This window comes from Leptolyngbya sp. CALU 1928 (assembly GCF_056784215.1).
The window spans coordinates 75,424-89,108 of sequence record NZ_JBXBCE010000018.1; the positions used below are offsets into that span (position 1 = coordinate 75,424).

The following is a 13,685-nucleotide window of genomic DNA, read 5'->3' on the forward strand; positions in this document are numbered from 1 at the left end:
TGCTGTGATTTTGGAGTTTCTGTTGGGCGATCGCCTGGTGCTTCTAAAGCTAGAGACGCACCACCAGCGAATTAGTTGCTCCTAAACGCTGAATTGGTTCCCCCCAGGAAAATTAGGCAATGAACCAATGTAGGACGACATCACAGCAGCCGAAAACCACCTCTCAGAGCTATTAGCAAGTCTTGCAACTGCATAATACTCGCAGAAATGTTTAATGAACGATTAATCGATCGCATCATAAAGCCCTATGAAGGCTATTCTGCGATCGCAGTTTTTAGCTGCCAAAAAATTGCAACTCAAAACTGTAGTATTTAGATACACCTATGGTTTTGGAAAATCCGAAGCCGGACGGAATGATTCTACCGGAACACCTTGCAACGCCCGCGACATAAAGTTTCGCCAAATGGGTGCCACAAAAGTTCCCCCCGTTGCCCCATGCCCAATAGACGTGTAGTCATCATTTCCAACCCAGACTGCCGTCGCCAATTGAGGCACATAGCCCACAAACCAAATATCTCGTTCAGATGTAGTCGTTCCCGTCTTACCCCCTGCCGGACGACCAATATTCGCCGCCGTAGCCGTTCCATTATTGATTACGCTCTGCATCACACTATTCAACGACGCAACCGCCCACGGATCTAAAACAAGCTGTGGCTTTGGCGTATTGTCTAACAACACATTGCCAGAGCTATCGGTCACCTGCACAATAAACGTCGGCTCCGAATACCAACCGCCGCTAGCAAAAGTGGCAAACGCTCCCGCCATTTCCATTGGAGTCAAATCCACCGCGCCCAACGGCAGAGACACTACAGGCTCGATCGGGCTGCGAATACCCAACGTCCGACAGATATCGATCACCTTATTCAGCCCTATTTCTTGCCCCAGTTTGACAGCAGGAACATTGCGTGAAACAGCAAGTGCTTGACGAATCGAAATGGGACCCGAAAAAGAGCCATCATAGTTTTGTGGATAATACATCTCGTAGCCGTCAGGATACCCGACTGGGCTATCGTTAACTATAGAATCAGGCGCATACTTCCCAGATGCAAAGGCAGCATAGTAAACAAATGGCTTGAATGCCGATCCCGGTTGTCTCACCGCTTGAATTGCACGATTATATTGACTCTTGCGATAATCCACGCCTCCCACCATTGCTTTCACAAAGTGGGTACGCGGGTCTACGGCAACTAATGCCATTTGATCGGCATACACGCCTTGAGCAATCAGCGACTCATGCCCCTCTTTGACGACCTGTTCCGCCATTCGCTGAAAGTCTGTGTCGATGGTTGTTTGAACGCGCATTCCGCCCTTCAGCACCGCATCTCGCCCAAAGCGCTTAGTCAGTTCTTGGACTGCCGCTTCAGTAACATAAGGTGACTGACTGGTTTGAAATGAAGTGATTGTGCCTAGCTTGATGGGTTGTTTCTTGGCAGTTTGGGCTTCTTCCGGGGTAATCCATTTCAGATTTACCATTCGGTTTAACACCTCTTGCTGGCGTTGCTTTGCCCCTTTCAAGTTAACAAACGGGCTGAGGGTTTCGGGAGACTGAATTAGCCCAGCCATCATGGCGGATTCTGCTAGCGTTAGATTGGCGACTGGTTTACCAAAGTAGCTTTGCGCTGCTGTTTGTGCCCCATAGGTGTTATGTCCCCAATAGACTTGGTTGAGGTACATTTCCAAGATTTGGTCCTTGGTAAAAATTTGCTCGACTCGCAATGATAAGACTGATTCAGCGAGCTTGCGGCTAAAGGCACGTTTGGGCGTGAGGAACAAATTTTTGACAAGCTGCATGGTCAAAGTGGAACCGCCCTCTACGGTTCTGCCTTCGATCCAGTTGGCACGGGTGGCACGGGCAAGCGCTCCAGCATTAACGCCATGATGCTGATAAAAATAACTATCTTCGATCGCCATCACTGCTCGTTTCAGGTGAGGCGACATCTTATTGAGCGGCACCACTTCTCGATTTGCTTCGCCATGTAAACTCGCTAACAGTTTCCCTTTAACATCATAAATATGGGTGGTTTCTGTCGGGGCATAGGTTCGCAATACTCGGACATCGGGCAAATTGCGAAAACTAATTGCTAAGCCTACTAGTCCGCCTGCCACGATAGAACTGGTCAGCATCGTGACCCCTAACAATGTGCCGCCAGTGATTTTGCTAACAGCGCTAATAAACTGAAAAACGGGTTCTTGATTGGTATTGGGCTTCTGCTGAAAAGTGTTAGACGACACGGCGGCAATTTCCTGAGTGAGCAGTCAAGGCTGATATTCTATCCGGTCTAGCTAATTTGAACTGAAATCTTTAGATTAGCGTTTACTTTGGCATCGCTTTATCTAACAACCTGGTCGGTAACTAGGATGACCAGCATACCTCAGAGGAAGAAAAGTTCGGGCAGACAGGAAAATAGGAGGAAACTAAAGTTAGGGTAAGATCAATCGGTTCATGGGGTTTCAATAAGGGGTTTGAATAAAAAGATAAGATTATGGGCTAGGGAAGGCGATCGCCTGAATTATAGCGAGGTTCTTTTGCCAAGAATGGATATTAGCCCACTAAACTAGCAGACTTTACCAAAAATTCCATGAATGATTCATTGTCGGGCACTTATCAAAACGTTGCCTGGTTGCAGCGCGGCACCAGCGAGATTTTCCCCGATCAGCCTTCTTCCAGTTCTGTAGAGGACAACTTACACCAGCGCCTAGCCAAAAGTGATAAACCTTTACGGATCAAGTTTGGCATAGACCCGACGGGTACTGATGTTCATTTGGGACACAGCATTGTGTTTCGGAAACTGCGCGCCTTTCAGGATGCAGGGCACACTGCCGTATTGATTATTGGTGATTTTACTGCCCGAATTGGCGACCCCACAGGCAAGTCAGAAGTGCGCCGTCAGTTAACCGAAGCGGATGTGGCGGCGAATGCTAAAACCTATTTAGATCAAGTTCGTCCTATTTTAGATTTTGATACGTCTGGTCGCTTAGAAATTCGCTATAACTCCGAGTGGCTAGCTACGCTGGATTTGACCAAGATTTTGTCCCTGCTCACCACGATGACCGTTGGGCAAATGCTGGCAAAAGAAGGCTTTGCCGATCGCTACGACAAGGGCAACCCCATCTTTTTGCATGAGTTTCTTTACCCGTTAATGCAGGGCTATGACTCTGTGGCGGTTCAAGCTGATGTGGAGCTAGGCGGCACGGATCAAAAGTTCAACATTGCCGTGGGACGCGATTTGCAGCGGCATTTTGGGCAACGTCCGCAGTTTGGCTTGCTGCTGCCAATTTTGGTAGGGACAGACGGGACGCAAAAAATGTCAAAATCCTTAGATAACTATGTGGCGCTGCGGGAAGACCCATTGACCATGTATTCCAAATTGGAAAAAACTCCTGATGCAGTGCTAGAGCAATATTTTGAGCTTTTAACCAACCTGCCCTTGGATCAACTTCCCAATAATCCGCGTGAGTGTCAAAAGCTGCTGGCGCTGGATGTGGTGACTCAATATCACGGTCGAGAGGCGGCGTTGCAGGCGCAGTCAGCCGCGATCGCATTAGTGCAAGGAAGTGGCAAAACGCAGCAGAGTGTGGTGCCAGAGTTTTCCCTCGCTGGGGTCGAGTTTCCTGCAAAAATTTTCTATGTCGTCAGTGCGAGTGGTTTATGCAAAAGTAGTTCTGATGCCCGTCGCCAAATTCAAGGCGGAGCAGTGAAGTTAGATGGCGATCGCGTTGACCAAGTGGATCTAACTTTTGAATCAGCGGCAGCCTTAGCTGGGCGAACGTTGAGCGTGGGAACGAAACGGTTTGTGCGATTGGTTCCTTAGTTGATTTTTGCAAATAAGCGACAAGGTAAGGTCGATACTGTATGAATGTTTTGAGTGTGAAGCGGTGGCTAATGGCGATCGCGATCGCCGTATCCCTTGCAGGTTGTAGTGCGAGCAAAGCTTCTCAATGTAGCAAGCTGTCCGATTCAGTCAACAAAATGCGCCCCTTGGCTAGCAACTTTCAGCAAGAAGGCAAAACCTATGAAACGGCTGTGAGAGCCGCTGCCGCTAAAAATGATTTCAATGCTTTCAAAGCAGCTTCTGCTAGCTCTGCCAGTGGTTTTAACCGTTTAATTACCGACCTAGATAGCTTGATTAAAGAAATTGAGGCGATCGACCTTAAAGATGAAACTTTAATTGCCCTCAAAACTCGCTATCTGCAAAACACGATCGCCATGAATAGCGCCTTTAAAGAGAACAGCAGCGCGTTAACCACCTTTAGCACGATCGAAAGTTCTCCTCAAGGATTGAAAGATCAGCAAAAAGCGGCGGCTGAGTTGACCCGATCTGCTGCTACTATTCAAAATCTAGTAGTCGAAGAAGGGCGCCTAGTGGCAGACTTTAATAATTACTGCATAGAGCAAAAGTAACGGGACGGGGACAAGATGTGGGTATCGGGTATCAGGTATCGGGTATCAGATATTCAGATGTCAGATATCGGTTTGTAGCGCATTGTTCGTCATTTGGAAAAAGTTGTGGTTGAAACTGTTGCGGATCAGATTATTGTGCCGTTGGATGTGCCGACAACAGCACAGGCGATCGCGTTACTCGATCAGTTGCCTCAAGTTACCTTCTGGAAAGTGGGGTTAGAGCTATTTGTTAGCGCCGGACCCGACATTCTAACGGAACTCAAACAGCGCCGAAAGAGGATCTTTCTCGATCTAAAGTTTCACGATATTCCTAACACGGTTGCGGGAGCGTGTCGGGCGGCGGCTCACTATGGCGTAGATTTGCTCACGATTCACGCCACTTGCGGCAAGGAAGCATTGCAGGCTGCCCAAGTTGCGCTTGTTGAAGGTGCCGCTGAATCGGGCAATGCGGTGCCAAACCTATTGGCAATTACGGTGTTAACAAGTTTAAATACCCGTGCCCTAGCGTTTGACCTAAAAATTCCGTTGGAATTGCCCGAATATGCCCTCCATATGGCACTGCTTGCCCAATCAAGCGGATTGGCTGGAGCCGTTTGTTCTCCCCAAGAAGTGGAGCAACTCCGCCAAACTTGCCGCGATCGCTTTCTATTAGTCTGTCCCGGCATTCGTCCTGTTGGATCAGATGCCGGGGATCAACGCCGCACTCTCACGCCACGGGCTGCGATCGCGGCTGGAGCCAACTATTTAGTCATTGGTCGCCCCATCACGGCAGCGGTTGATCCGGCGCTAGCCTTTCATCAGATTTGTGACGAATTGGGCAAACGAGCCTAACAATTTTGTAGGCTTAGCTTTCTACGTTAAGCAAATCAGGCGATCGCGGCTGGATAGGTCTTATCCACTGATCCCGATAATCTAGTTTCGATTTCTAATGTTCTTCAGTTTGATAAACTAGCCGATCAGTTCTGCTAGTTCCATCCAGCGGTCGGTTGACTGGTCAATTTCTTGGGTGACTTCTGCCAAACGATCGCTGAGTTTACGAACATCGACAAAGCCGCTATTTACGCCGCCATACAGCACTTTTTCGATCTCTGCTTTTTCGATTTCTAACTGGGGAATTTTTGCTTCTAGGGTTTCGTATTCGCGCTTTTCTTTAAAGGAAGGCTTTTTTTTGGAAGAGTTCGAGGTTCGGAGTAACTCCTTCGGAGACGCTACGCGAACGGAGTTCAGGGTTGAAGGTGAGGGCGCGGGTGATTGGGTTTTGGCTTCGTTAGTGGCGTTTTGCTTTTTTGCTTTTTGAACTCCTGCCTCCGCCTGTTTTTGGTCGTCTGCTTCGTCTTTTTTGAAGTCTAAATAAACGGAGTAGTTGCCGGGATATTGTTTGAGGGTGCCGTTGGGTTCAAAGGCGAAGATGGTTTCGACGGTGCGATCAAGGAAGTAGCGATCGTGGGAAACGACGATGACGCAGCCGTTGAAGTCTTCCAGATATTCTTCTAGCACTGCCAGGGTTTGCACGTCTAAGTCGTTGGTCGGTTCATCCAAAATCAACACGTTGGGCGCTTCCATTAGCACTTTCAGCAAAAATAGCCGTCGTTTTTCGCCGCCGGAGAGTTTGGCGATCGGGGCATATTGCTGATCGGGCGGAAACAGGAAGCGCTCCAGCATTTGGGAGGCGGTGATCACACTGCCGTCAGAGGTTTTGACCAGTTCGGCGACGTTTTTGAGGTATTCGATCACGCGCTGGCTGTCATTCATGCCGACATCTTCGGAGTGTTGGTCGAAGTAACCAATGTGAATCGTGGTGCCGATCTCGACGGTGCCAGAATCGGGCTGGATGCGTCCGGTGATGATGTCCATCAGGGTCGATTTTCCGGCTCCGTTGCTGCCAATGATGCCGATGCGGTCTTCGGGCGTGAATAGATGAGTGAAGTCTTTGATTAAAACGCGATCGCCGTAGGCTTTACACACATTCGTAAGTTCAATCACCTTTTTGCCAATCCGCCGCCCCACGGTGGTGATATCCACTTTGCCATTCACTTGCTTAAACTCTTGATCTTGCATCTCGCGGATGCGATCGATGCGGGCTTTTTGCTTGGTACTCCGGGCTTTGGGTCCCCGTTTTAGCCATTCCAATTCGCGCCGCAAGACTCCGGTATGTTTGCGCTGAGTGCTGGCAGCGGAGTCTTCTTCCAGGGCTTTTTTCTCAAGATAATAGGCGTAGTTTCCGGCATAGGAAAATAAATCGGCGCGATCGATTTCGAGGATGCGGTTGGTGACCCGATCCAAAAAGTAGCGATCGTGGGTGATCAGCAGCAAGGCACCCCGAAACCGATTCAGGTAGCTTTGCAGCCATTCCACTGAAATTGCATCCAGATGGTTCGTTGGCTCATCCATCAGCAGCACGTCTGGTTCAGACAGAAGCGCCGTGGCGATCGCAATTCTTTTCCGATATCCCCCCGATAAACCGCCAATCTTTGCCTCAAAATCGTGAATTCCCAGCTTGGTCAAAATGGCTTTAGCGTTGGTTTCCAGTTCCCACGCGCCCAAGGTATCCATGCGCTCTGACACACTGGAGAGTTTAGATAGCAGCAGGTCGGTGTCGCCATCCCCATGGGCGAGTTTGTCCGAAATAGCTTCATACTGCTTCACCAGTGCCAGTTGTTCACCACTGTCGGCAAACACTTGCTCAAGCACAGTCAGACTATCATCCAGGTCGGGCTGTTGGGGTAGATAAATAATTTTGGCACTGGAGTTGACCCACAGTTCGCCGCCGTCGATCGGTTCCAATCCAGCGATCATTTTTAGCAGGGTGGATTTGCCGGAACCGTTGGTGCCAATCAGCCCGACCTTATCGCCTTCATCCAGGCTAAAGCTGGCATCCCGCAGAATTTCCTTAATGCCAAAGTCTTTTTTGAGCGATCGCAGCGAAAAGAGAGCCATAAATCATGCCATGTCTGTCAGTTTTAGTGTAACGGAATTGTTAAATAGGCTGACGCTGATGATTCTGTGTGGGTCTGCTTAGCGATCGTCTTCATCGCGATCCATGTCCTCATCCTCTGGCTTACCCAGTTCATCTTTAAATCCCCGTAGGGTTTTGCCAATGGTGCCACCCAGTTCAGGGATCTTTTTAGGACCAAAAATCAGCACCGTCACAATGCCAATAATAATAACTTCAGGCCATCCCAAACCAAACATAAGCGCCTCCAAAATGAGATCAATGCCCTCACCCTAGCCCTCTCCCAGCGGGAAAAGAACAAGATTAGGCTTTGACCCCCTCTTTCCCACGGGGAGAGGGGGTGGGGGTGAGGGCACTACATAAGTACGAAACCTAGGGTATAGCGTACAGGCAAATTGGGCATCGTGTCAGAAACAGAAGTAGGATTTGTATCCGAAACACTTTATTAAAAAAATCTGGTTTGATAGGCTCAGTGGACAAATCCAGCCTGCCAACCCCCTTATGGAACATCAAGACCCCGCTTATTCTGATCTATCTTCTAGCCAACAGCGACAACGACTCAAGGAACTGGCGATAGTTTTTTTAAAGCTGGGGACGATCGCCTTTGGAGGTCCGGCTGCTCACATCTCCATGATGGATGAGGAGATTGTGGAACGGCGACAGTGGCTCAGTCGTGAGAAATTGCTGGATTTATTAGGTATCACGAACCTGATTCCAGGACCAAATTCGACGGAACTGGCAATTCACATTGGCTATGAGCGCGGTGGATGGTGGGGTTTGGCAATCGCGGGTGTCTGCTTCATTTTGCCTGCGATGCTCATTGTCTGGGGATTGGCGGCGGTCTATGTCCAGACTCAGGCAATTCCCCAGGTGAGCTGGTTGCTTTATGGCATTAAGGCGGTGATTGTAGCGATCGTGGTGCAGGCGCTATGCAAGCTGGGACAGAAGGCGCTGAAGGATACACCAACCGTAATTGCCGCGATCGCCGTTACGATTGCCTATTTCTGGAATATCAACGAAATTTTGCTATTGCTGCTGGGCGGCATTGCCGTGATGCTGTTTAAAAATTGGCAGCGTCGCCGTGATTTGGGTGCAATGGGGGCATGGATGGTGCCAATGATCGCTATGACCCCGGTTGCATCAACGGTATCAGCCCCCACCGGATTCAGCGTCTTTTTGTTTTTTCTCAAAATTGGCTGCGTGCTTTATGGCAGTGGCTATGTGCTGCTGGCATTTTTGCAAACTGGGCTAGTGGATCAGCGGCAGTGGTTGACTTCTCAACAATTGCTCGACGCGATCGCCATTGGGCAGTTCACGCCGGGTCCAGTGTTTACCACAGCAACTTTTATTGGCTATTTGCTGGCAGGGAATAGTGGCGCGATCGCGGCAACGGTCGGAATCTTTCTGCCTGCTTTTGCGTTGGTGGCGCTGGTTAATCCTTGGGTGCCCAAACTGCGCCAATCGACCTGGGCAAGTGGCTTTTTGGATGGGGTGAATGCGGCATCCATGGGGCTAATGGCAGCAGTCACCTATGTATTGGCGCGCACTGCTTTAGTAGATTGGATTACGATTACAGTCGCCATTCTCAGCGCGATCGCGGTTTTTCGGTTCAAAATTAATTCTGCCTGGTTGGTGCTAGCAGGCGGGGTCGTTGGCTTTTTGGCAAAGCTGCTGTTGTCTGCTTAATCAGGTTTCGGGTTCCAGGAGTCGGGTTTCAGGCTTTCGATCTTCGCTGACAAAACTGCTGTCTACAGGTTTTCATCCGATCCACATTTGCTGAAAAAATTGCTTCACATCTGATTTACCTGATATACTCAATAGGCGAATCTGGGCGGGTGGCGGAATTGGTAGACGCACCGCACTCAAAAAGGAGTGCGCGACTCCCATACCATAAAGTTTTCAAGGTTCTGCCTAATCCTTTTCTACCATATTTCTACCAGTGCTTTTCAAAAGATTGAAAGTACTGATCTATCAGCTTATTTATATAAGCCTGACTAATCTAGCTGAAGATGCACAGGCAAAGTTAGAAGATAGCCCTTTAGGACTGGATAAATGGTTAGTCGCTATTTGGCTGATTGCGAATGCAAAGAATGGGATTAGCTCTTGTGAGATTCATAGAGCATTAGGCATCACTTACAAGCAACTGAAAGCACGAATCAGCAAGGGTTAAGCCTTGCCATCCCCTTACGGTCTTGCTTAGGTCATTTAGGGGGTAAAGTCAGGTCTATCTTCTTGACCTCTGCTTTTGGAGATCTCAGCAATTTACTCACTAAGTCATCAAAGCGTTGAAATTCTTCACTGGTTTCTGGTTTAGATAAATCAGCCATAAAGTCACAGCGTATGGATTCTTACACCCTCACAATAACAAAGCATTAGCCTGCCAACAGATATAATTGCTCATCAGTTGCATGGCGAGATAAAGATTAAAAGACATCATATACAAATGGCATGTGAGACACAGCACTACATATAAAATTATTTCTTTCCTGTTAAATATTGCTTTATTTCCTCTTCCCCTTCTGCCTTTTTCAACTTCTCTTTAACAATATAATTTGGAAGTAAAACTAAGAAAAGAGACCATACTTGAAGCATTGTTAAAAAACACACTATCGAATACGATAGACCCCGAAAAACAGGCTTATAAACTGCAATTAAATAGAATTGTTTCAAGGCTGGAACAATAAAACCAATCAATAAAACAGTAGAAAGTATAAACGCAGCAATAAGCATTGTGCTTAGCAGTCTTAGCATTTGATTGCTTGCCGTTTTACGGTCACCAAAAAAATCTCCAAGGCTTCCAGGATGAACAATAGCTATCCACGCACCCATAATTCCAAATACGATCCCTGATGTCGTTCTTAAGCCTTCGTATATGGAAGATTGTTCTGAGTAAGGTATATTTTTACCGCAGAGGAATGCTATCAAACAAAAGAAGATCACACCTAAAAGAAGAGCGATTTTCAAATAGTTAAATTTTATTTTAGTTAAGGCTCTAAATATCTTTCTCATATTATTAAACCTGCCAAAAGTTCGGCACGTCTCTCAGAGATTTCTTTCATCAAAGATTCTGGCTTAATCATTTCCTCGTTTTCTCTTTTAACCGATAGATCAAATGACTTTGACATAAGGAAGCGGTTAAGCCAAAATATTCTTTCGTGACCTATTAATTTAAATCCGATATCGTCCCAATAATTGTCATCATCAATCTCCTCTACATGCTTTCTCCAACTACTAATAATTGTATCAAATTCCTCTTCTGATGGGCTTTCAAAATTTATTTCATAGTTCATTCTGGCTGGTTTTTCTAGTTTTGGTATTTCTCTAACACCAAGCAAAGAAAAAAATCTTTCCATTAGATCTGCTTCGTATGGAATGTCAATATGAAGCTCACGCTTCTGGCATAGTCTTATGACTAATTTAAGTCTTTCTTTAACATATTTAATATTTTGGTCACTTCTTTCAAATAAAAACGTTTCAAACCTTGGATTAACATCTTTTTGTGGAGGAATGCTTATTGGATCTGGAGAGTAACCATCTAAAGAAGCATCGATGTATTTATCGTCTTCAGGTGTTTTTTTTGCGTCTCCTCTCATTGCAAAAATTGAGTAAAACAACATGAAGTTTGAAACATACTTTCTAAGATTTCGTATCCCATTAACACCTTTGGGAAACTGTAAAGTTATCAGTTTGTTTTCAGAAGGTAGTACCCAAAAATAGGTTGGATATCCCGGAATGTTTCCATGGGGGACTTCAGCAAGATCAACTTGAGCTTTGCCAACTAAGTCATTGCCTGCTATTGATGCTAAGAACTTTTCTCCAGATGGAACTTGGTTCCAAGTAGTTACAAGATAGTCACCAAAATCATTCGATAGAATGCTGTGGCAAAAGGTTGGATAAATCTTATCACCCTCTCGAAATTCATATGTTCCAGACTGCTTGATGCTTTTACCTTTGATCCACTCTTGTATCTGCCTAAAAACTTCGTCAAGGCTGCCAAATTCAGGTGTTTGCTCTCCACGCTTGTAATATCCGCACTGACTGACTGTATACATACGAAACCGAACTTTTTCTTTCACAATATGTTCTCCGCGCAAAATCCTAATGCGCCTAAAACATCTGTGTTACGCTACTGTATAGCGCAGAGCATAAAACCTGTTTAGACGCTTATCTGGTTAGGCTAACCCGCTCAAGCAACTTAGGTTTATACTCTTGGTATAAAACTCTTCATAGCCCTTACAGAAGCACTACCAATGCTTTTGTAGGGGCTATCTCAATGTAAGACTGCATTCAGCGGTGCTTAAATGTTAGCTCAATTTTTTCAGTCCTGATACTTTAGAGTGCTAACGATACCAATAAATTCTATTTAGTGTAGTGAGTTAAGTATATAAATACCTTTAATTGAGTCTAAAACACCTCAATTGAAAACGTTTGTGGGAGGCAGTAGATAAACTATGGGCACATCCTAAACTAAAGTCATCAGACTACTCGATGCCCTGTTTTGAGTTTAGTTTTCTTATCACTGTCCTCATCAAAAATAGCAACCATTGCCTTGACTTTTTCAGTTTGATGTAGTCATTCGACATACCGACACAAATATAGACTATTGTCTATGATTCGCTCAAAAGCAATCGAATAAAAGTGATAGAAGTGATTGATTGCCAGCTAGAGAACAAATGCAGTGCTGATTAACTCTTAGCTTAATGACTTCATAGACATTGAGATAGCCCTATGTAATATCCTCCTAATAAACCTATAGATATACATATACTTCCCTAGCATTTTTCACTCACTTATTCTCAGAAAGGTTTCTTGTCAATAGTGACACCCCTTAAATCAGAAATTATGATGGGATTGGTAGAAAAAATAAGGTTATACCGTTCTCCTAATTGGGCATTCTACGCCTGTGGAAAGCAGTAGATGAACTATGGGCGCATTCTAAGCTGATTCTCCAGCGAATTCTAGAAGAGAGTAATAATTGTTCCAACGAGATCGACAACTATGACTACTGAACACGCCAAGCTTGTAGCTCTTGCGAAGCAGGGTAATGCACGAGCTATCTCAGTTTTGTTAAATCGGTCACTAAAGTCCAAAGATATTACAGCAAAAGTAATTCTCAAAAATGATTGTTTACAGATTTTGCTGGAATCAAAACAGGTTCTAAATCAACAGGCTTTAGTTGATTTTCTAAAGAAAAGCATCTTAGGGTTGCAATCTCAAAATATAAAAAGTGTCAGGATTTATGGAAAGAAAGAAGGTGCAGAAAAAATATCTTGGAGTCAAAATTTTCCTGTTGTAGAAGATAAACTTAGCCATTCATTTGAAAATTTTCTTGATCATAGTGATATAAAAAATACTCCGGCTCTTCCAACTGTTGGCGAGTCTTCTAAGATAAGTAATGCAAATAAAATTAGAGCGAAAGATAAAGATTCTTGGGTAAAAAATAAAGCTATTTCTGAACTACCTAGAAAGTTAGTTTCTATAAAAAGGGGGATGTCAGAAAAATTACGTATTATTCTTTTATCTACTTCGGGGCTAACTCTAGCCCTTTTAGTTTGGGTAGCAATAGATGTATTTCAAGCAAATGAAAAAACCAAAGAAGTTAATCAAAATCTTGAGAATTCAGTAGTAAATTTTGCAAATTTGTACATTGCGAGGAGGGAAACAGACAAAGCAGCAGAGGGCTTTCAAAAACTAGATGATTTAGCTAGAAACTATAAAAAAGCTTTTGGTTCAGACAGGATTTTGTGTTCTCAGCTAAATCATAACTGGATAGAAGAGGAACGTAAAAAGGAGCAGGAAGCGCAGCAGAAATGGGAAGTAGCATTTATTACAAGAATAGAGAGTATTAAATTAATCAACCAAGACTCTCCGTCAAATGAACCTGAACTATATCGAGAATATCTTAAAGCCGTATTAAATCGTATCTTAGAAGAGAAAGAATGTAGTACGGAAAACAATACTATTTCATTCTCAAATGCTGATTTTTCAAAAAAATATCCTTATATTGAAAAAGTTGATGAAAACTCAGAATTAGGCTATTTAGTATTTGCTAATGGGCAATTTGGCAGTTATGACTCAATAAATTTTCAGTCTTCTTCAGAGGAGTACATTAGAAGTAAGATAGACAATAAAATTCCAGGCGCTCTGGAAGAGGGATATAAAATGTGTCAACAATTTAGAAATTATATGGTACTTAACAAAGTCTCGCTTGAAGATGCAGCTCAAAATATAACTAAGGAAAACTCTGCACAAAAGAAGGAAATAGCAGGAGTGGCTATAAAGAACCTTTGCCCACAGTTAAATATGTGATGTAGTGACTAAGAGATTTAC

At 44.9% G+C, this 13,685-nt stretch carries 10 protein-coding genes; 5 read left to right on the plus strand and 5 right to left on the minus strand.

The window, feature by feature from the left end:
- Positions 1–321: 321 nt before the first annotated feature.
- Positions 322–2,232 carry a transglycosylase domain-containing protein gene (locus AC1S5B_RS23150; RefSeq protein ID WP_482038025.1) on the minus strand — a complete coding sequence of 637 codons (1,911 nt, stop codon included), beginning with the start codon at positions 2,230–2,232 and terminating at the stop codon, positions 322–324.
- Positions 2,233–2,579: 347 nt separating this feature from the next.
- Between AC1S5B_RS23150 and tyrS the strand changes: the two genes are divergently transcribed.
- From tyrS to pyrF, 3 genes are all read left to right on the plus strand, one after another.
- Complete coding sequence (gene tyrS / locus AC1S5B_RS23155) at positions 2,580–3,812, plus strand: tyrosine--tRNA ligase (RefSeq protein WP_482038026.1); 1,233 nt, start codon at positions 2,580–2,582, stop codon at positions 3,810–3,812.
- Between the two features lie 41 nt (positions 3,813–3,853).
- Entirely contained in the window at positions 3,854–4,402 is a 549-nt protein-coding gene (locus AC1S5B_RS23160) for a hypothetical protein (RefSeq protein ID WP_482038027.1), read from the plus strand.
- Positions 4,403–4,507: 105 nt separating this feature from the next.
- Positions 4,508–5,233: an orotidine-5'-phosphate decarboxylase gene (gene pyrF / locus AC1S5B_RS23165; protein WP_482038028.1), complete on the plus strand. Its 726-nt coding sequence runs from the start codon at positions 4,508–4,510 to the stop codon at positions 5,231–5,233.
- Between the two features lie 117 nt (positions 5,234–5,350).
- On the opposite strand, the gene AC1S5B_RS23170 is transcribed toward pyrF, so the two are convergent.
- Both AC1S5B_RS23170 and tatA read right to left on the minus strand, forming a co-directional pair.
- Positions 5,351–7,339: an ABC transporter ATP-binding protein gene (locus tag AC1S5B_RS23170; RefSeq protein WP_482038029.1), complete on the minus strand. Its 1,989-nt coding sequence runs from the start codon at positions 7,337–7,339 to the stop codon at positions 5,351–5,353.
- A gap of 78 nt (positions 7,340–7,417) precedes the next feature.
- Positions 7,418–7,594, minus strand: coding sequence for a twin-arginine translocase TatA/TatE family subunit (gene tatA, locus AC1S5B_RS23175; protein ID WP_482038030.1), 177 nt, complete (start codon positions 7,592–7,594; stop codon positions 7,418–7,420).
- A 262-nt stretch (positions 7,595–7,856) separates the two neighbouring features.
- Between tatA and AC1S5B_RS23180 the strand changes: the two genes are divergently transcribed.
- A complete protein-coding gene (locus AC1S5B_RS23180) occupies positions 7,857–9,041 on the plus strand; it encodes a chromate transporter (RefSeq protein ID WP_482038031.1) in 1,185 nt (394 codons plus the stop codon).
- Between the two features lie 789 nt (positions 9,042–9,830).
- On the opposite strand, the gene AC1S5B_RS23185 is transcribed toward AC1S5B_RS23180, so the two are convergent.
- Together AC1S5B_RS23185 and AC1S5B_RS23190 are read right to left on the minus strand one after the other, a co-directional pair.
- On the minus strand, positions 9,831–10,364 hold the full coding sequence (locus AC1S5B_RS23185) for a hypothetical protein (protein WP_482038032.1): 534 nt from the start codon (positions 10,362–10,364) through the stop codon (positions 9,831–9,833).
- Positions 10,361–11,431, minus strand: coding sequence for a hypothetical protein (locus AC1S5B_RS23190; protein ID WP_482038033.1), 1,071 nt, complete (start codon positions 11,429–11,431; stop codon positions 10,361–10,363). The genes AC1S5B_RS23185 and AC1S5B_RS23190 overlap by 4 nt, the downstream gene beginning before the upstream one ends.
- Before the next feature lie 922 nt (positions 11,432–12,353).
- Between AC1S5B_RS23190 and AC1S5B_RS23195 the strand changes: the two genes are divergently transcribed.
- Positions 12,354–13,664, plus strand: a complete 1,311-nt coding sequence (locus AC1S5B_RS23195) for a hypothetical protein (protein ID WP_482038034.1) — start codon at positions 12,354–12,356, stop codon at positions 13,662–13,664.
- Positions 13,665–13,685 lie beyond the last annotated feature (21 nt).